The sequence below is a fragment of the Hydrogenoanaerobacterium saccharovorans genome (assembly GCF_016901815.1).
Classification (GTDB): domain Bacteria; phylum Bacillota; class Clostridia; order Oscillospirales; family Ruminococcaceae; genus Avimicrobium; species Avimicrobium caecorum.
In genome coordinates this window covers 59,799-74,963 of record NZ_JACSNR010000002.1, presented here as the reverse complement: position 1 = coordinate 74,963, position 15,165 = coordinate 59,799, and the positions used below count along the sequence as shown (strand labels likewise).

At 58.4% G+C, this 15,165-nt stretch carries 21 protein-coding genes; 19 read left to right on the top strand and 2 right to left on the bottom strand.

Annotated elements, in window-relative coordinates:
- Positions 1-78 precede the first annotated feature (78 nt).
- From H9X81_RS02700 to H9X81_RS02675, 6 genes are all read left to right on the top strand, one after another.
- Positions 79-1,143, top strand: coding sequence for an efflux RND transporter permease subunit (locus tag H9X81_RS02700; RefSeq protein WP_204719634.1), 1,065 nt, complete (start codon positions 79-81; stop codon positions 1,141-1,143).
- Between the two features lie 188 nt (positions 1,144-1,331).
- A complete protein-coding gene (locus H9X81_RS02695; RefSeq protein WP_177502818.1) occupies positions 1,332-1,841 on the top strand; it encodes a YceD family protein in 510 nt (169 codons plus the stop codon).
- Between the two features lie 31 nt (positions 1,842-1,872).
- Positions 1,873-2,067 carry a 50S ribosomal protein L32 gene (gene rpmF / locus H9X81_RS02690; protein ID WP_204719631.1) on the top strand — a complete coding sequence of 65 codons (195 nt, stop codon included), beginning with the start codon at positions 1,873-1,875 and terminating at the stop codon, positions 2,065-2,067.
- 229 nt (positions 2,068-2,296) lie between these two features.
- On the top strand, positions 2,297-3,625 hold the full coding sequence (der, locus tag H9X81_RS02685; protein ID WP_177502820.1) for a ribosome biogenesis GTPase Der: 1,329 nt from the start codon (positions 2,297-2,299) through the stop codon (positions 3,623-3,625).
- A gap of 33 nt (positions 3,626-3,658) precedes the next feature.
- Positions 3,659-4,306: a glycerol-3-phosphate 1-O-acyltransferase PlsY gene (gene plsY, locus H9X81_RS02680; RefSeq protein ID WP_191393062.1), complete on the top strand. Its 648-nt coding sequence runs from the start codon at positions 3,659-3,661 to the stop codon at positions 4,304-4,306.
- Positions 4,307-4,337: 31 nt separating this feature from the next.
- Positions 4,338-5,363 (top strand): NAD(P)H-dependent glycerol-3-phosphate dehydrogenase, encoded by a 1,026-nt coding sequence (locus H9X81_RS02675; protein ID WP_204719629.1) that lies wholly within the window; start codon positions 4,338-4,340, stop codon positions 5,361-5,363.
- Positions 5,364-5,509: 146 nt separating this feature from the next.
- Here H9X81_RS02675 and rpmB read toward each other — a convergent pair whose 3' ends face one another.
- Positions 5,510-5,698, bottom strand: coding sequence for a 50S ribosomal protein L28 (rpmB, locus tag H9X81_RS02670; protein ID WP_177502823.1), 189 nt, complete (start codon positions 5,696-5,698; stop codon positions 5,510-5,512).
- An 87-nt stretch (positions 5,699-5,785) separates the two neighbouring features.
- On the bottom strand, positions 5,786-6,229 hold the full coding sequence (locus H9X81_RS02665) for a hypothetical protein (RefSeq protein ID WP_204719627.1): 444 nt from the start codon (positions 6,227-6,229) through the stop codon (positions 5,786-5,788).
- A 168-nt stretch (positions 6,230-6,397) separates the two neighbouring features.
- On the opposite strand from H9X81_RS02665, the gene H9X81_RS02660 reads away from it, so the two are divergent.
- The 13 genes from H9X81_RS02660 (at position 6,398) to H9X81_RS02600 (ending at position 15,129) form a co-directional block, all read left to right on the top strand.
- On the top strand, positions 6,398-7,288 hold the full coding sequence (locus H9X81_RS02660) for a hypothetical protein (protein ID WP_204719625.1): 891 nt from the start codon (positions 6,398-6,400) through the stop codon (positions 7,286-7,288).
- A 205-nt stretch (positions 7,289-7,493) separates the two neighbouring features.
- Complete coding sequence (locus tag H9X81_RS02655; RefSeq protein ID WP_204719623.1) at positions 7,494-8,162, top strand: site-2 protease family protein; 669 nt, start codon at positions 7,494-7,496, stop codon at positions 8,160-8,162.
- Between the two features lie 10 nt (positions 8,163-8,172).
- The gene (locus H9X81_RS02650) at positions 8,173-8,970 is read left to right on the top strand and encodes a segregation and condensation protein A (RefSeq protein ID WP_204719621.1); all 798 of its coding nucleotides are present in this window, start codon (positions 8,173-8,175) and stop codon (positions 8,968-8,970) included.
- A complete protein-coding gene (scpB, locus tag H9X81_RS02645; RefSeq protein ID WP_204719620.1) occupies positions 8,942-9,538 on the top strand; it encodes an SMC-Scp complex subunit ScpB in 597 nt (198 codons plus the stop codon). Before H9X81_RS02650 ends, scpB begins: the two co-directional genes overlap by 29 nt.
- Entirely contained in the window at positions 9,535-10,179 is a 645-nt protein-coding gene (locus tag H9X81_RS02640) for a DUF2953 domain-containing protein (protein ID WP_204719618.1), read from the top strand. Before scpB ends, H9X81_RS02640 begins: the two co-directional genes overlap by 4 nt.
- A gap of 3 nt (positions 10,180-10,182) precedes the next feature.
- Entirely contained in the window at positions 10,183-10,590 is a 408-nt protein-coding gene (ytfJ, locus tag H9X81_RS02635) for a GerW family sporulation protein (protein WP_204719616.1), read from the top strand.
- A gap of 64 nt (positions 10,591-10,654) precedes the next feature.
- A complete protein-coding gene (locus H9X81_RS02630; RefSeq protein ID WP_204719614.1) occupies positions 10,655-11,806 on the top strand; it encodes a serine hydrolase in 1,152 nt (383 codons plus the stop codon).
- 36 nt (positions 11,807-11,842) lie between these two features.
- A complete protein-coding gene (locus H9X81_RS02625) occupies positions 11,843-12,697 on the top strand; it encodes a pseudouridine synthase (RefSeq protein WP_177502832.1) in 855 nt (284 codons plus the stop codon).
- Positions 12,698-12,701: 4 nt separating this feature from the next.
- Positions 12,702-13,046 (top strand): hypothetical protein, encoded by a 345-nt coding sequence (locus H9X81_RS02620; protein WP_191393070.1) that lies wholly within the window; start codon positions 12,702-12,704, stop codon positions 13,044-13,046.
- Between the two features lie 116 nt (positions 13,047-13,162).
- Positions 13,163-14,041 carry a YicC/YloC family endoribonuclease gene (locus tag H9X81_RS02615; RefSeq protein WP_177502834.1) on the top strand — a complete coding sequence of 293 codons (879 nt, stop codon included), beginning with the start codon at positions 13,163-13,165 and terminating at the stop codon, positions 14,039-14,041.
- Between the two features lie 15 nt (positions 14,042-14,056).
- The gene (remA, locus tag H9X81_RS02610) at positions 14,057-14,314 is read left to right on the top strand and encodes an extracellular matrix/biofilm regulator RemA (protein WP_204719611.1); all 258 of its coding nucleotides are present in this window, start codon (positions 14,057-14,059) and stop codon (positions 14,312-14,314) included.
- Entirely contained in the window at positions 14,307-14,921 is a 615-nt protein-coding gene (gene gmk / locus H9X81_RS02605) for a guanylate kinase (RefSeq protein WP_177502836.1), read from the top strand. Before remA ends, gmk begins: the two co-directional genes overlap by 8 nt.
- Before the next feature lie 7 nt (positions 14,922-14,928).
- On the top strand, positions 14,929-15,129 hold the full coding sequence (locus H9X81_RS02600; protein ID WP_243423951.1) for a DNA-directed RNA polymerase subunit omega: 201 nt from the start codon (positions 14,929-14,931) through the stop codon (positions 15,127-15,129).
- The last annotated feature ends 36 nt before the right edge of the window (positions 15,130-15,165 follow it).

The window sequence follows — 15,165 nt, the reverse complement described above, 5'->3', positions numbered from 1 at the left end:
GGGGGAAGCAGCCCCGGAAACCAGTCCGGAAGCCGGTGACGCAGCTCAGACTGCCCCCAGTGAACAGAAGGAGGCTCAATGATGTTTTCTCTGCCGGATTTTTCAGTCAAGCGGCCGGTCTGCGTCTTTATCTGTCTGGTCAGCCTGATTCTGTTCGGTGTTTCCTCGGTCTTTGAGATGCCGCTGGAGTCCACGCCGGAGATGAATATGCCCACCATGACCATTATGACCAGCTATCCCGATGCCTCGCCGGATGAGGTGGACGAGATGGTCACCCAGAAGATCGAATCGGCTCTTTCGGGCATCACCGAAGTGGAGTCGATGACCTCCACCTCCAGTGAGGGATCTTCCATGATCATGCTGGAATTTGGCTACGATGTGGACACCGATGACAAGTACCAGGACATCACTTCCGCCCTGGCTTCGATGCTCGGCGCCCTCACGCTGGTACCGCTGCTCTTTGTGAAGATGCGTCCGAGAGAAAAGCTCACCTCCCGTTCCCATGTGATGATGCATGTGCTGGAGGGCAAGTATGAAGCTCTGCTGCGCCGGGCGCTGCGGGCCGGAAAAACTGTGGTGGCCTCTGCCATTGCCTGCCTTGCCATAGCGGGCTTCCTGTTCACACAGATCGATATGGAGCTGATGCCCGCCGGCAGCACCAACACCATCAGTGTTTCGGTGGGGACCCGCTCCGGATTGGATCTGGAGAACACCAACGCCATTATGGAAGAGATCGAGAGCATGATCAGCGAAGATCCCGATGTGGAAAGCTACTCCCTGCGTGTCAGCGGCGGAGGCGGCGGCATGGGCATGATGGGCAGCAGTTCTGCCGGTTCGGTGTCCATCACCCTCAAGGACGATGCCTCGGTGGATACCGACACCTATGTGCAGAACCTGCGTGAAAAGACCAGCGGCCTGAAAAACTGCTCGGTGGAGGTATCCAAGCAGGAGTCCATGTCCTTTGGCAGCAGCGGTGTGGAACTGCGGCTGAGCGGTCCGGATCTCGGCGACCTGGAGACCGCCTCGGAATCCATCCGGAAACGGCTGTCCGGCATGGAGGAGTTCGACAGTGTGTCCACCTCCCTGACCGATGGTTCGCCCCGGGCCAAGATCGAAGTGGACCCGGTATTGTCCGGCGCCTAATGGGGCAGAGGGGAGAAACCCGGCTGTTTTGTTTCTTCGGAAAAAGAACAGGAATTTTGCCGGAAACCGCTTGACAAAGGGAGTTTCTCTATATATAATATTTGAGTACCATCTGGTTTTGCGGTGTTTTTGCGCCCAAAATCAAGGTGGATCGAGTGTTTTACCGGAATGGGAGGAGGGTTCAAACGATGGTTCTTCAGCTGAAAGACCTTTTCGACAGGGCTGGGGAAAAGCAGTCGTTTGAATACGATCTGGACCTGTCGCATCTGCGGCACGGAGCAGGGCATCCGCTGGTAAAGCCGGTTCATATCATAGGTACGGTGGAAAACAGAACGGGCATAGTTACTTTAGGTTACCTGGCCACGTTTACGCTAAATACGCTGTGCGACCGCTGCTTGACCCCCGTTGAGAGAGATCTCTCTATGAACTTTGAACACATTCTTGTGCATGAGCTGGCCGGCGAAGACGAGGAGGAATTCATCGTCTGTGGGGATTATACCCTGGACTTGGACGAGCTTGTGGCAATGGACATTCTTCTTGAGCTACCAACAAGGATCCTTTGCAGGGAAGACTGCAAGGGGCTATGTCCGAAATGTGGAACGAACTTGAATGAGTCGACCTGCAACTGTTCTCAGGAAAAAGAGGTGGACTCCCGTCTGAGCGTGCTTCTTACGCTCCTTGACGAAAATGAAGATTAAACCATTTATTTTGATTTGAGGAGGCGCCATCATGGCAGTACCGAAGAGAAAGTCGTCCAAAGCAAGAAAGAACAAGAGAAGATCCAATGTCTGGAAGATCAGCGCTCCTGCGTTCAGCAAGTGCCCCAACTGCGGCGTACTGACTGTTCCCCACAGAGTCTGCAAGAACTGCGGCTTCTACAAGGGCAGAGAAGTGATCAAGATGGATCCCGAAGTAAATGCCTAATCGCATTGCCGGATCTGTTTTATAACGAAAGATGATAGAAGCCGGGCAATCCCTGTTCGATTGCCCGGCTTTTTGTCTGCATTTTCTCATCATACAGCCGGAAAAGGTGTTAAATCGCCGGATTTTATGGTATACTCAGAATGATCGTATGAAAATGCAGGAAATGATTCTCCCGGACAGTCTGCAATCCATGGCTGTCCTTTTATAAAGAAGAAGGAGGGAAATGCTTATGGCGAAACCGATTATTGCCATTGTGGGACGTCCCAATGTGGGAAAAAGCACCCTGTTCAACAAGCTGGTGGGCCAGCGTCTTTCCATTGTAAAGGATACCCCCGGCGTGACCCGGGACCGCATCTACTCCCCCTGCGAATGGCGGGGCAAGGAGGTCATGCTGGTGGATACCGGCGGTATCGAACCCTATTCCAATGATGTGATCCTCTCCCAGATGCGCCGCCAGGCCCAGCTCGCCATCGAGAGCGCTGATGTCATCGTACTGGTCACCGACCTGCGCACCGGCGTCACTGCCAACGACCAGGAAGTGGCCTCCATGCTGCTCAAGAGCGGCAAGCCGGTGGTGCTCTGTGTCAACAAGGTGGATACCATCGGCGATGTTCCGCCGGAATACTATGAGTTCTACAACCTGGGTCTGGGTGATCCCATTCCCGTTTCCTCGGTTCATGGTCATGGCACCGGTGACCTGCTGGACGCCTGCTTCGAGCACATCGACTTCGAGAACCGGGAAGAGTATGACGAGGAGTACATCAAGGTTGCCATCATCGGCAAGCCCAATGTGGGCAAGAGCTCGCTGGTGAACCGCATGACCGGTCAGGAGCGGGCCATTGTATCCAATATTGCCGGCACTACCCGGGACGCCACCGACAGCATCCTGGAAAACGAACACGGCAAGTATGTGCTCATCGACACCGCCGGTATCCGCCGCAAATCCCGTGTGGATGACGACATCGAGAAGTACAGCGTCCTGCGTGCCTATATGGCAGTGGACCGGGCGGATGTCTGCCTCATCGTCATCGACGCCACTGAGGGCTTCACCGAACAGGATTCCAAGGTGGCAGGCTATGCCCATGAACAGGGCAAGGCCAGCATTGTGGTCATCAACAAGTGGGACGCCGTGGAAAAGGACGGTAAGACCATGGATGAGTACCGCAAGAAGCTGGAGAATGACTTCTCCTTCATGAGCTATGTGCCGTTCATCTTTATTTCGGCGCTCACCGGTCAGCGGGTGGACAAACTCTACGACCTGATCAACTATGTCTGTGAGCAGAATGCCCGGCGTATTTCCACCGGTATGCTCAATGATATGCTGGCCTATGCCACTGCCCGGGTACAGCCCCCATCGGATAAGGGCAAGCGGCTGCGGCTCTTCTATATCACTCAGGCTTCCACCAAGCCGCCGGCCTTTGTGATCTTCTGCAACAGCCTGGATCTGTTCCACTTCTCCTACCAGCGGTATCTGGAAAACCAGATCCGGGAGACCTTCGGTCTGGACGGTACCCCGATCCGCATCATTCCCCGGGAGCGGGGCAAGGACAGCAAGTAATACAGGCTGTAAGGAAAGAGGGTTGATTTCTGTATGTTTGGTTCCGATGTGCTTCTTGCCATGGGACTCTCCTTTGTGCTGACCTATCTGCTGGGCAGCCTGAATTTTGCGGTGATCGTGTCCCGGCTGCTCTACCATGACGATGTGCGCAACTACGGCAGCGGCAATGCCGGCATGACCAATATGCTGCGCACCTACGGCAAAAAAGCAGCCTTTCTCACCGGCCTGGGCGACTTCTTCAAGGGCACCGCGTCGGTGCTCATCGCCCGGACCATCATCGGTTCCCTGGGTGTGGAACTCCCCTTTGACGGGGGCTGGGTGGGCGCCATCGGCGTGCTGCTGGGGCATCTGTTCCCGATCTTCTTCCACTTCAAGGGCGGAAAGGGTATCCTGGCAGCCTGCGGCGCTATCCTCCTGATGAACCCGGATCTGTTTGTGGTGCTGTTCATCGGATTTGTGCCCATCGCCTTCATCACCCGGATCGTTTCGCTGGCTTCGGTGCTGGGCGCTTCGGCCTACCCGATCCTGGTGTACATAAAATGCCGGCTGATCGGGCGGCCTCCGCTGCTGGATGTGACCTTCGCGCTCATCTGTGTGGCGCTGATCCTCTATATGCACCGGGAGAATATCAAGCGCCTGCTCAATGGCACCGAGAAAAAAATCGGCCGTCCCGGAAAGTAAACTTCCGGCGCCGCTGTTTGGAGGAATGAATATGGCAAAACTGTTTATTCTGGGCGCCGGTGGCTTTGGTACGGCGCTGGCTGTGATGTCCCAGGCAAACGGACATGAGGTGACCATGTGGTCCTACCGGGAGGACGAAGCGGCACAGCTCCGGACTGACCGGGAAAACCGCCGTCTGCTGCCGGGTGTGAAGATCCCGGAGGAGATCGCCATTGTCACCGATTTCGCTGCCCTGGGCGAAGCGGAGCTGGTGCTCATCGCTGTCCCCAGTTCGGCAGTGCGGTCGGTTTCGGCCCAGCTGCATGGCAGACTGGCTCTCGGAGCTGTGGCGGTCTGCGTATCCAAGGGCTTTGAGCCCGAGACCCTCAAGCGGATGGATGAGGTCATCGCCGAGGAGCTGCCCGAGAATCCCTGTGTGATCCTCTCGGGACCGAGCCATGCCGAGGAGGTCGCCAAGGGAATCCCCACCACGGTGGTGGCAGCCTGCCGGGATCTGGATATGGCAGAGCGGGTACAGATGACCCTCTCGGGCGACACCTTCCGCATCTATGTCACCGATGATGTCATCGGCGCAGAGCTGGGCGGCGCCCTCAAGAATGTCATTGCGCTGGCAGCCGGTGCCCTGGACGGTCTGGGTCTGGGGGATAACACCAAGGCGGCGCTGATGACCCGCGGCCTCACTGAGATCGCCCGTCTGGGCGTGGCCTGCGGCGCCCGTACCGAGACTTTCGGCGGACTGTCGGGCATGGGGGACCTGATCGTGACCTGTACCAGTATGCACTCCCGGAACCGGCGGTGCGGTATCCTGGTGGGACAGGGCCTCTCGGGCGCTGAGGCAGTCAAGCAGGTGGGCATGACCGTTGAGGGCTACACCAACACCAAGAACGCCTATGAGATGGGCCGCCGTCTGGGTGTGGAAATGCCCATCACCAACGAAGTGTACAAGGTGCTGTATGAGGGCAAGGATATCCGTCAGGCCATTGCCGACCTGATGGGCCGTCCCCGCCGGCACGAATCGGAATACACCTGGCTGCAGGAGGGAAATCTCTCCCGCTGAGCCGGAATCAGAAATACAAAAAGGACTCCCCTCGGAAAAAAGAGGGGAGTCCTTTTTTGCATAGGAGAGTAGGAGAGTCTGCCGGGCAAACAAAAAAGCTGTCCCAGGAATCGGAACAGCCTTTGTGTTACAGTATTGAGCGTTCGTTAGATGGCGCGGGTTACCTTGCCGGAACGAATGCAGCGGGTGCAGGCGTGAATGTACTTGGGAGAACCGTCTACCATAGCCTTAACTCGTCTTACATTGGGCTTCCAGGTCCGGTTGGATCTTCTATGAGAATGGGAAACCTTAATGCCGAAAGTTACACCCTTACCGCAGATATCGCACTTTGCCATTTGTCTGCACCTCCTTCTGGGTATCGGTAAAGTCAACATTGGTATTCTATCAGATTTCCAGAAGAAAAGCAAGCCTTTTTTGAAATTTTAATACTCGCCTTTTTCCAGTGCCTCCACGGAACGGAGATGGATTTTATAGCGCAGGGATTTGCTCTCATAATCCTCCCGTGTGATGCCCATGGCGATATGCATGAGCAGCGAGAGCTTGGCGCAGCTGGTGTCCACAACGCCGAGCAGCTGCTCCAGCACCACATAGTGGGGCTTTTTCCCGTTCCAGGGGCGTTCGTACAGTTCTTCATTCCGGGGCGTGCGGGGCAGCAGATAGGCTGTAAAGACAAAGTCATCCATGCTGCGCCGGGGCCGGTTATCGACCGAGTGAAAGCAGTTAAAGCGCAGCATCCGGTCCAGCGAATGGGAAAAGGCGCTGATGGGGACTTCCTCGGCGTCATAGTGTTCCAGGATAAACCGCTGGTAATCCGCAAAAGCGGGAGGCGCCTCCCGGAACCGGAAATCAGGGCCAAAGGGTTCCATCCTTCTGCCTCCTCTCTGAAATACTGTGGGAATAATTCTGTTGTACCACGGGGCGGAACAAAATGCAAGGCTTTGCCGGAAACCGCTTTGCATTCCCTGGCGGATGTGATAGGATAAAATCAGAGAAGCGGCTGCCGCTGCGCAGCCGATTAAAAAGGAGGAGTTCCGATGCGATCCAAATGGTTTGCCATGATGCTGGCGATTTCCCTGCTGCTCACCGGCTGCACCGGGAGCGGAGATCCTTCCCCAGCCGCAGATGACGGCGGCGGGAGCAGTCAAGCCGCAGCCCGGACCGAAACCGAGTGGGGCAGCACCGATGCCGTGCTGCACACCTACGATGGGGAGGTACAGGCGGCGACCTTCTGCCTGACCGGAGACGGAGAGCGGTCCCCGGCACTGGAGGCCGGGGAGTTTGACACCGGCTTTCTGGAAGGGCTGGGCGCCCTGACGCCCCAGACCCCGCCGGAAACCGTGGACTGGATCCAGACGGGGGTGGAGCTCACCATCACCGATGACGGCGAGGACTATGTCTACCGGGTGCTGCTGGACGGCGGGCTCTGCACCGAGCAGAACGGACAGACCTACTGGCTGGGAATGGATCAGCTGGCGTTCTCGTTCCAGCGGGGAGTGTCCGGGTTTATTGCGGCGGCAGAGTCCCGGGTGGAGCGCACTGAGCTTGCCTGGCCCGAGGACGAGCCTGACGCCTGGGGCACAGAGCCTGCCGGGCCGCTTGCGGTGCCGGAGGGCAGCACCCTGAAGCTCTGTGTGTGGAACTGGGAGGATCAGCCCCTGTTCCTGACCCTGAAAGACGGGGAGCGGGCAGAAGAGCTGACAGCGGCGCTGGAAAGCGTCACCGAAACGGTGCCGTTTGAGCTGGTCACCGGCGGGACGATCTATTATATCGCCGCGGAAACACCCAAGGGGACTTTGTACTATATGTTCCGGGGGACGGACGAGCTCTTTGACTACCAGAACCAGGTGATCTGGAAGGTGCCGGAGGGCGTATTTGACCAGTGCCTGGCGCTCTATGCGCAGGAGATGGCCTCCCAGCTGAACTGAACCGGAACGGGGACAGCGGCGAAACAGCTGCCCTTTCCACCAACTGAATTCCCATTTGTGGAAAACTCTGTCTGCCGGAGGGCAGGCGGAGTTTTTTCTGTCCCGGGCGGAAGGAGGAAAAATCACCGGGAATGGTGGAAAAACCAGCGGGTTTATGCTACAATATATCCTGTGACAGTATCTGATTTTTTACGGGAGGAACCCCATGGACAATACAATGATGATCAATCTCCTCAGCCGGGCGGCAGTGCTCCTGCTGCTCCTGCCGGTGCATGAGTACGCCCATGCCCGGGTGAGCTATGCCCTCGGGGACCCCACTGCCGCCAATGACGGACGGCTCGACCTCAATCCGCTGGTGCATCTCGATCCTGTGGGATCGCTGCTCATGCTGCTGGTGGGCATCGGCTGGGCCAAACCGGTACCGGTGGACCCCCGCTATTACAAGAATCCCCGTCGGGATATGGTCATCACCGCCATGGCTGGCCCCTTTGCCAACCTGATCATGGGCTTCCTGTTCCTGATCCTGGCACAGGTTTCGCTGGGATTTTGGGTCCGGGGCTATTATAACGGCGCAAATGTGGACACACTTTATTATATGGTGCTGATCCTGCAGACCATCGCCTCCATCAGCGTATCGCTGGCAGTCTTTAACCTCCTGCCGGTGCCGCCGCTGGATGGCAGCCGCCTGCTGGAATATCTGCTGCCCCGCCGCTGGCTGATGACCTATTACCGCTATGCCAGAGCCATCAATACCATTTTTTTGTTTGTGCTGCTCTTTACCGATGTGTTTACCAACATCATCTACTATTTCACCGGGTATATCCTCGATGGCATGTATGCCATTACGGCCTTTATCCCGGAGCTGATCGTGTAGGGGGCGCCAGATGGAGAAACTTTCCTTCCGGGCCGGTGAGGTGGAAGGCCCTCTTGACCTGATCCTTACCCTGATTGCCCGGCACAAGCTCAATATCTACGACATCGAGATTTCCACCCTGGTGGAACAGTATACTGCTGCTGTGCGTGAGATGGAGGAAGCAGACCTGGAAGTGGGCAGCGAATTCATCGAGATGGCAGCCAGGCTGGTCTATATCAAGACGGTGGAACTGCTTCCCAAGCATGAAAAGGACGAGGACCCCCGCCGGGAACTCACCGGACAGCTGTTGGAATACCAGGCCTGCCGTCAGGCGGCGGCACTCCTGGGTGCCCAGAGCCGGATGGGCAGTGTGTTTACCCGACAGCCCATGCCGCTGGATGTGGACCTCACCTACCGGCTCAGTCACTCCCCGGCACTGCTCCTTGCGGCATACCGCAGTGCCCTGGGCAAGGGCGAACGGCTCAAGCCTCCGCCGGCAGAGGTGTTCCGTCCGCTGGTGGCAGCCCGGTTCGTATCGGTGGGCTCCCGCATTGTTTCCATCCTGCGCCGGCTCTATCATTCCAGCCGGGTGAGCTTTGCCGGGCTCTTTTCCCACAGCCGGGAACGCAGTGAGATGGTCGCCACCTTTCTGGCCCTGCTGGAACTGATGAAATCCGGACGGGTGTGCCTAAATGACGACGGCGATGTGGAAGTGACCGATTACCGCAGCCTGACCGATGAGGAACTTGCAGAAGCGGACCGGCAGTTTGCCGCACCGCAGACAGAGCAGGAGGACGAAGATGAACGAGAAACAAATACCGCTCTTTGATGCCGGGGACCGGCGGATTCTGGCAGTGCTGTTTGCAGCCGGGGAACCGCTGGAACTGGAACGGCTTGCCGAGGGGCTGGGAGTGGACAAGGCTGCCATGCGCCAGACACTGGAACGGCTCCGGGGCAGGCTCCGGGAAGCCGGGCTCCCCTTTGAGCTGCTGGAGCTGGAGGAGAATGTCCAGCTTGCCACAGCGGAGGAATACGGCGACCTGATCCGCTCGGTGCTCAGCCAGAAGCGCAGCACTCCGCTGTCCCAGTCGGCGATGGAGGTGCTGGCGATCATCGCCTACAACCAGCCGGTGACCCGTGCTTTTGTGGAGCAGATCCGGGGCGTGGATTCCAGCTCAGCGGTGAATTCGCTGGTGGTACGGGACCTGGTGGAGGAAGCCGGACGGCTGGAACTGCCCGGACGACCCATCGCCTACCGGACCACTGCCAATTTCCTGCGGTGCTTCGGGCTGCAGAGCCTGGATGAGCTGCCGGACATCACCGCGGCGGCTCAGGCACAGGAGCAGCTGGAACAGCTCTCCCTGACCCCGGCAGACGGACAGGGGGAAGAGCCGTGAAATGGCTGCTGCTGATCCCGGTCCTGCTGGTTGTTCTGCTCTGGCTGCCGCTGAGCGTCCGGGTGCGCTATAATTCCCGCCTGACGGTCTGGGCCGGGGTGGGGCCACTGCTGGCCCGGGTCTATGAGACCACCGGGGAATCCCCGGAACCGCCCAAGCCGGAACCCGGACAGAAGCAGGACACACCAAAGGAAAAGAAGAAAAAGAAATCCCTGTTCCCGGAGAAGGTGAATGCCGGGCTGGTGCTGGATCTGGCGGCATCGCTTCCGGCGCCGCTGGCAAAACTGCTCCGGCGGGTGCATATCCACCATACCGCGGTGCGGGTTCTCACAACGGGCAGTGATGCCGCAGAGGCAGCTGTCCGGGCGGGACATACCAGTGCCGCCGTATACAGCGTCTATCTGGCGCTGGGACGGATCTTCACCGTGGATTATCCTGAGATCCTGATCCTGCCGGATTTCTTCCGGGAGGAGGACAATATCTATGCCGAAAGCCGTGTTACCCTGCGGCCCGTGGCACTGCTGGCCTTTGGAGCCGGATTTGTGATCCGGCTGGTGAAGCGCCGGCAGGAACGTGAACAGACCAATGACAGTTCCGCCCAGGCGGCAGGAGCTGATCCCAATGAAACTGAGGTGCAGTAAATTATGGACAGCAAAGTAAAAGGACTGATGGGCGACAGCTTTGAAAACCTGCGGACGCTCATTGATGTAAACACCATTATCGGCGATCCCATCACCACCCCCGACGGCACCACCATTATTCCGGTGTCCAAGGTCACCTTCGGCTACGGCATGGGCGGCAGTGACCTGCCCACCAACAAGCGAGAGGCCTTCGGCGGCGCCACAGCCGGCGGCGTGACCATCCAGCCCATCGCCTTCCTGATTGTCAAGGACGGCAATGTGCAGCTGGTACAGCTGGCAGGGGAAAACAACACCGCGGAACGTGCCATGAACCTGGTGCCCGATGTGGTGGACAAGATCTCGGGGCTGTTCTCCAAGAACACCGCGGAACCTCATCACAAGCCGGAACCCACCGCCGCGCCCCAGGAATAAGCTGGGATAAGCAGGGATAAAATCATTCGCCCCGCCATAAAAATGGTGGAGAGGCGGTGATTTTGTGCAGAAAAAGTTTCTTTGTGCCGCAGCGGCGGCAGTGGGGCTCCTGTGGGGGAGCCTGGGGTTTTCCTATGGGGAAATGACCGTAGCGGTCATGGCCGGGGATCTGGAAGTGAATGCCGAAGCGGCAGTGGTCATGGACGCGGACAGCGGACGGCTGCTCTACGCCCAGAACCCGGATAAACGGCTTGCCAATGCCAGTACCACCAAGATCATGACAGCGCTGCTCACTCTGGAGCAGCCCGATCAGGACCGGTACTTTACAGTGGATTCCGATGCTATCCAGGTGGAGGGCACTACCATGGGCCTGCAGCCCGGGGACAGTGTGACCCTCCATCAGCTGGCGGCGGGCATGCTGCTGCCTTCGGGCAACGACGCAGCCAACGCGGCGGCGGTGGAGATTGCCGGGAGTGAAGAGGCCTTTGTCCGGCTGATGAATCAGCGGGCGGCAGAGCTGGGCCTTGAGAATACCCAGTACCGCAATCCCAGCGGACTGGATGCCGAGGGGCATTACTCCTCTGCCCGGGATCTGGCGGCTCTGGCGGCCCATGCTCTGGAAAACGAGGACTTTGAGGACATTGTATCCAAGCAGGAGATCCGCATGGCCTTTGGCAATCCCCCTTATAACCGCAGTCTCTATACCACCAACAAGCTGCTGGAACGCTATCCCTATGCCATCGGGGTCAAGACCGGGTATACCGATGACGCCGGGCTCTGTCTGGTGACAGCGGCGGAAAAGGACGGCACCCGGCTGATCATCGTCACCCTCAATGGCAAGGACGATGTGAATACCCACATGCGGCTGTATGAGCACTTCTTCCCGCTGCTGGCCCGGGTGGACCTCTCGGGCTTTACCGAGGGGCTCAGCGTACCGGTGACCGGCGGTACCCGGGACAGTGTGGCGGCGGTTCCCGCAGCCGAGCCGGAAGCGGCCCTGCTGGAACGGGAATATGACGAGCTCACCCGGGAGGTGGAATTGCCCCGGTTTGTCTATGCGCCGGTGCAGGCCGGTCAGGTGCTGGGGGAGATCCGTCTGCTGAGCGGCGACAAGGTGGTATGGCAGTCTGCTCTGATGGCGGACAGCGATGTGCCTGCCCTCACCCGGGAACGCCAGGGAATACTGGAATTTATCGGCTCGCTGCTGGGGCGGTGACGCCGTGAGAAGATAAAAAGAGTCAGGAGAATGAACATGGAAAATAAAGCACGCATCCAGAAGGTGCTGTCCGATCAGGGAATCCTCTCCCGCCGGCGCACCGAGGAACTCATCAAGGAGGGACGGATCACCGTCAACGGACGCCCGGCCCAGCCCGGCCATCCCATCGACATCCGCCGGGATATTGTTGCCATCGACGGCGAACGGGTCTGGTTCCAGAAAAAGAAGAAAAACTACTATGTAATGCTCCACAAGCCCCGTGGGTATGTCACCACCATGAGCGATGAAAAGGGCCGCCGCAGTGTGGCTGACCTGGTGGCGGACTTCCCGGTGCGGCTCTACCCGGTGGGACGGCTGGACAAGGACAGTGAGGGCCTCCTGCTGATGACCAATGACGGCGACTTTGCCAACACCCTGATGCACCCTGCCAACCACATCGGCAAGACCTATCGGGTCACAGTGCGTCCGGGCATCAGCGAGGATCAGCTGGTGAAGCTCTCCTCCGGTGTGCTGCTGGATGACGGCTACACCACCCAGCCTGCCCAGGTGCATGTGCTGGATCAGCAGCCCGGCCGTGTGGTGCTGCAGATGACCATCACCGAGGGCAAGAACCGGCAGATCCGCCGGATGTGCGAGGCAGTGGGACTGGAGGTGGCCCGTCTGAAGCGCACCTACATCGGCCCGGTGAAGCTGGGCATGCTCCAGCCGGGTGAGTACCGGGAGCTGACCCCTGCGGAACTGAGTGCCATCCGGGGCTACATGAACAAGGCAGTGAACCGCCGGCAGAATGCCGAAGGGGAAAAGGCTGCGGCAGAGCGGGGCAGCCGTCCGGCAAAGAAGGCTCCGGTGAAGCCCGCCGGCAAGGGCCGTACCCCGCTGGGACGGAGGTAAGGCCATGCTGAAGATCGAACTGGAGCAGTCCGGGAACACCCTGCTCTGCCGGGCGACCCAGCGGGGCGAAGAGCTGGGCCGGGCCGAGGCGGAGATCCGGGAGGATACTGTCTGGTACCGGAGCGGCTGGCTGGAGGACCCCGAGGACTATGGCCTGCTGGATGGTCTGGTGCGGGCAGCTTTTGATGCGGCCCGTTCTGCGGGTGTGAAGGAGTATTTCGTCTCCGGCGAGGCTGCCGGGGAGTATCGCCGGGCCTTTGAGGTGTACGATTACGCGCTGGATCAGGCCGAGGAACTGGAACGGTTCTTCGGACGGCACAGCTGCAAGGGTCAGAGCAGCGGTTTTTAGCGGAATTTCCGGCTTTGTGAATTGACAAAGCCATTGCCAGACGCTATTATAATAGGATAGGACTGAGAAAACACAGACGGCAGACCTGCATCTGCCGGCAGGACAGAGGTGCTGCAATGATACAGAGTATGACAGGATTCGGGCGCTGTCAGAAAACGCTGGGCAGCCGGGACATTACCGTAGAAATCAAAGCGGTGAACCACCGGTACCTGGAATTTTCTTCCCGGCTTCCCCGGAGCCTTGGATTTATCGAGGACAAGCTCAAGGCACAGGTACAGTCCCGGATCGCCCGGGGCAAGGTGGAGGTTTCGGTCACTGTGGCGGAGCAGAAGGGCTCTGCTTCCCGGGTTACCCTCAATGAGGGACTGGCGCTCTCCTACCTGGAAGAGCTGCGGATCTTCGCCCGGAAAAACGGTCTCACCGATGATCTGACCCTTTCGGATTTCTGCCGGCTTCCGGATCTGTTCACCACCCGTATGGCGGAAGTGGACGAGGATGCCCTGTGGCGGGATATTTCGGAAACAGCCGACGGCGCCCTGGACAGCTTTATTGCCATGCGCCGGCGGGAGGGCGAAAAGCTCTCGGCAGACCTGGCAGCCAAGCTCTACAATATCCTCACTCTGGTGGAAGCAGTGGAGCGCCGCAGTCCTGAAACGGTGGAAGCCTACCGGCAGCGCCTTTACAAGAAGCTCGGCGAACTGCTGGCGGACCGTCAGATTGACGACAGCCGGGTGCTCACCGAAGCAGCCCTGTTTGCGGACAAGGTGGCAGTGGACGAGGAAACAGTCCGGCTGCGCAGCCACATCGATCAGTTCCGGCATATCCTCACCCTGGAGGAACCGGTGGGCCGCAAGCTGGATTTCCTGGTGCAGGAGATGAACCGGGAAGCCAATACCATCGGCTCCAAAGCGCAGGATGCTGAGATGGCCCGCATTGTGGTGGAACTCAAGAGCGAGATCGAAAAGGTGCGCGAACAGATCCAGAATATTGAATAGGCGGTGTATCCCGGAATGAAGCTCATCAACATAGGATTTGGAAATATGGTGTCTGCCAGCCGTCTGGTAGCCATTGTCAGCCCGGAATCAGCGCCGATCAAGCGCATTATCCAGGATGCCCGGGAACGCGGCACCCTGATCGACGCTACATATGGGCGTCGGACCCGTGCGGTGATCATCACCGATTCCGACCATGTCATCCTCTCGGCAGTCCAGCCTGAGACGGTGGCAAACCGACTGGACGACGAAGACGAGGATGGGGACGATGAATAATACAAGAGGCCTTCTGGTCGTGGTGTCCGGGCCGTCCGGCGTGGGCAAAGGCACGATCATGCGTCCCTTTATGGAGCGCAATCAAAATGTAAAATATTCCGTTTCTGCTACAACCCGGGCTCCCCGGGAAGGAGAGATCGACGGAGTGAATTATCACTTTGTCACCAAGGAACAGTTCGAGAACCTCATTGAAAATGATGAGATGCTGGAATATGCCCGTTACAGCGGCAATTATTATGGTACTCCCCGGTTTGCGGTGGAAAAGAACCTGGCTGCGGGACTGGATGTGGTTCTGGAGATCGAGGTCAAGGGCGCCCAGCAGGTACGCCGGCGCTGTCCCGAGGCCATTTCGGTATTCATTATGCCGCCGTCCTTCCAGGAGCTTTCCAACCGTCTGCACGGTCGGAACACCGAGAGCGAGGAGAAAATCATGGAGCGGCTGGATATTGCCCGCAGCGAAATGCAGCTGGCCTATGACTATGATTTTATTCTGGTAAACGATGATGTGGACGAGGCGGTACGCCAGCTGGAAGTGATTCTGGAAGCCGCCAAGGCCATGCCCAAATATATGAAAGACTTTATTGATGAGGTGAATAACAATGCTTAGACCTGCCATGTCTCAGATTGTAAAGAAAGATGAAAGCGCATACGAATTCGTGATCGAAGTAGCCCGCCGTGCCCGTGAGATCGTCAACGAAGCCGAGGAGCGGGGCGAAGTACTGGATGTCAAGCCGGTACAGCTGGCTGTGGAGGAATTTGCCAGCGGTTATCCCCGGACTCCCATCCGTTACATCGGCAGCGACGACGAGCAGTAATCCCCAAAACCGAATCAATCGTTAGAAGCAATACCG

Bases quoted from the DNA above. Each gene is read 5' to 3' on its own strand.
- H9X81_RS02675 (WP_204719629.1), top strand. From the start codon at position 4,338: ATGGCAAAACTGTTTATTCTGGGCGCCGGTGGCTTTGGTACGGCGCTG.
- H9X81_RS02660 (WP_204719625.1), top strand. From the start codon at position 6,398: ATGCGATCCAAATGGTTTGCCATGATGCTGGCGATTTCCCTGCTGCTC.
- ytfJ (WP_204719616.1), top strand. From the start codon at position 10,183: ATGGACAGCAAAGTAAAAGGACTGATGGGCGACAGCTTTGAAAACCTG.
- H9X81_RS02665 (WP_204719627.1), bottom strand. From the start codon at position 6,229: ATGGAACCCTTTGGCCCTGATTTCCGGTTCCGGGAGGCGCCTCCCGCT.
- H9X81_RS02650 (WP_204719621.1), top strand. From the start codon at position 8,173: ATGGAGAAACTTTCCTTCCGGGCCGGTGAGGTGGAAGGCCCTCTTGAC.
- H9X81_RS02615 (WP_177502834.1), top strand. From the start codon at position 13,163: ATGATACAGAGTATGACAGGATTCGGGCGCTGTCAGAAAACGCTGGGC.
- H9X81_RS02695 (WP_177502818.1), top strand. From the start codon at position 1,332: ATGGTTCTTCAGCTGAAAGACCTTTTCGACAGGGCTGGGGAAAAGCAG.
- H9X81_RS02700 (WP_204719634.1), top strand. From the start codon at position 79: ATGATGTTTTCTCTGCCGGATTTTTCAGTCAAGCGGCCGGTCTGCGTC.
- remA (WP_204719611.1), top strand. From the start codon at position 14,057: ATGAAGCTCATCAACATAGGATTTGGAAATATGGTGTCTGCCAGCCGT.
- rpmF (WP_204719631.1), top strand. From the start codon at position 1,873: ATGGCAGTACCGAAGAGAAAGTCGTCCAAAGCAAGAAAGAACAAGAGA.
- der (WP_177502820.1), top strand. From the start codon at position 2,297: ATGGCGAAACCGATTATTGCCATTGTGGGACGTCCCAATGTGGGAAAA.
- scpB (WP_204719620.1), top strand. From the start codon at position 8,942: ATGAACGAGAAACAAATACCGCTCTTTGATGCCGGGGACCGGCGGATT.
- H9X81_RS02625 (WP_177502832.1), top strand. From the start codon at position 11,843: ATGGAAAATAAAGCACGCATCCAGAAGGTGCTGTCCGATCAGGGAATC.
- plsY (WP_191393062.1), top strand. From the start codon at position 3,659: ATGTTTGGTTCCGATGTGCTTCTTGCCATGGGACTCTCCTTTGTGCTG.
- H9X81_RS02655 (WP_204719623.1), top strand. From the start codon at position 7,494: ATGGACAATACAATGATGATCAATCTCCTCAGCCGGGCGGCAGTGCTC.
- H9X81_RS02600 (WP_243423951.1), top strand. From the start codon at position 14,929: ATGTCTCAGATTGTAAAGAAAGATGAAAGCGCATACGAATTCGTGATC.
- gmk (WP_177502836.1), top strand. From the start codon at position 14,307: ATGAATAATACAAGAGGCCTTCTGGTCGTGGTGTCCGGGCCGTCCGGC.
- rpmB (WP_177502823.1), bottom strand. From the start codon at position 5,698: ATGGCAAAGTGCGATATCTGCGGTAAGGGTGTAACTTTCGGCATTAAG.
- H9X81_RS02620 (WP_191393070.1), top strand. From the start codon at position 12,702: ATGCTGAAGATCGAACTGGAGCAGTCCGGGAACACCCTGCTCTGCCGG.